General features: G+C 66.9%; 2 protein-coding genes. Both read left to right on the top strand.

Annotated elements, in window-relative coordinates; genetic code table 11:
- Positions 1-896, top strand: an 896-nt coding sequence (locus ACXJL8_RS40425) for a PrsW family glutamic-type intramembrane protease (RefSeq protein WP_456686963.1), incomplete at its 5' end; no start/stop codon positions are given.
- A gap of 72 nt (positions 897-968) precedes the next feature.
- A complete protein-coding gene (locus ACXJL8_RS40420) occupies positions 969-1547 on the top strand; it encodes an HdeD family acid-resistance protein (RefSeq protein WP_456624038.1) in 579 nt (192 codons plus the stop codon).
- The last annotated feature ends 138 nt before the right edge of the window (positions 1548-1685 follow it).

Below are 1685 nucleotides of genomic sequence, written 5' to 3'. Positions count from 1 at the left end.
GCATCTCGCTGCTGGGCCTCGCCCGCGCCCCCTTCGCCAAGATGGTCGCGGCCCCCGACAACCCCTGGGCGGCGCTCGCCATGCATTCGGTGTTCGGCGTCGCGCTGCCGGAGGAAGCCGTCAAGGTGATCGCCATCGTGCTGGTCTCCTCGACCAAGCGGCGGACCTTTGCCAATCCGATGGACACCGTGGTCTATGGCGCCGCCGTCGGCCTTGGCTTCGCCGCTTACGAGAACCTCGCCTATCTCGTGCAGCATGCCGAGATGTGGCGGTCGCTGGCGGCGCTGCGCAGCGTGCTCACGGTGCCGTTCCACGGCGCGCTCGGCATCATCGCCGGCGCCTATCTGACGATCGCGCGCGCCGGCACGGCGCTGGGCGCAAACCGCCATCATCGCGACTGGGCCCGCCTGTCCAGTCGCCTCCTGATCTTCGCAGGCCCGCTCGCGCTGCATGCGGCTTTCGACTTCCCGCTGCTCACGCTCCAGCGGATGCCGGACCTGGATCCGACGCTTCGGATGTGGCTGGGCGCCGCGAGCCTCCTGATCGGGTTCAGCTCGATCGCGTTCGCCATGCGTCTGGTCCGGCGCGTCGCGCGCCATCATGCGCCGCGGACCGAGGTGGCGCGCGAGCGGCTGAGCCAGTTGCGCCGGATGTGGGCGCTGCTGCTCGCCGGCGGCGGCGTCGGCTTCCTCGGCCTCGCTTTTGTGCTGACCTCGATCCATCACTGGCTGATCAACCCCGAGCGCAACCTGACGCTGGCCCTGATCCCGATCGGCCTGACCTCGATCCTGCTCGGCATCGCGCTTCTGATTGTCACAAGTGCGATCTACATTCTCGGCCGCAACCGCATCCGTACCAGCGCGGAAGGTTTTTCCTCTGCGCCCGGTGGCGGCTGAGCCGCGGGATGGCAAGCCCGGTGCGCACATACTACATTGAGCCCATCTGCTGCTTGCGACGTAGAGGCCACCATGCCATCGCCCGAGGATTTTTCACGGCTGCAATCCGCCATGAGCCGGACGGTCAAGGCGCATTGGAAGGCCTTCCTGTTCGAAGGCATCCTGCTCGCCGTTCTCGGTATCGCCGCGCTGATCCTGCCGCCGCTCGCGAGCCTCGCGGTCGCGATCGTCCTCGGCTGGATGTTCCTGATCAGCGGCATCGGCGGGCTGATCGTGACCTACTGGGCGCGCAGCACGCCGGGCTTCTGGTGGTCGCTGATTTCGGCGGCACTTGCCGTGCTCGCCGGCATGTTGCTGCTGGCCCGCCCGATGCAGGCCGTGCTGACGCTGACCATCGTGCTCGGCGCCTATTTCCTCGCCGAGGGCGTCGCCACCATCATGTATGCGCTGGAGCATCGCCGCGAACTGAGCGGCCGCTGGTCGTGGCTCCTGATCTCGGGCCTCGTCGACATCGCGATCTCGTTCATGGTGATCACGGGACTGCCGAGCTCGGCGGAATGGGCGATCGGCGTCCTCGTCGGCATCAACCTTTTGTTCGGCGGCGCCACCCTGATCGGCATGGCGCTGGCGGCACGCAACAGCAACACCTGACCCGGGATCGTTGCTTCCGCAGCCGATTGGGGGGTGACAACCCGCCAATGGCGCGCTATATGGCCTGCCATGATCACCCTCGTCACCAGCTATTTTTGGTACTTTAGCTACGACAGCTCGCTGGCGGCAGGAGGATCG

This window comes from Bradyrhizobium sp. P5_C11_2 (genome assembly GCF_054049755.1).
Note: the sequence above shows the minus strand (reverse complement) of the source record. Positions and strands in the feature narration are given on the sequence as shown.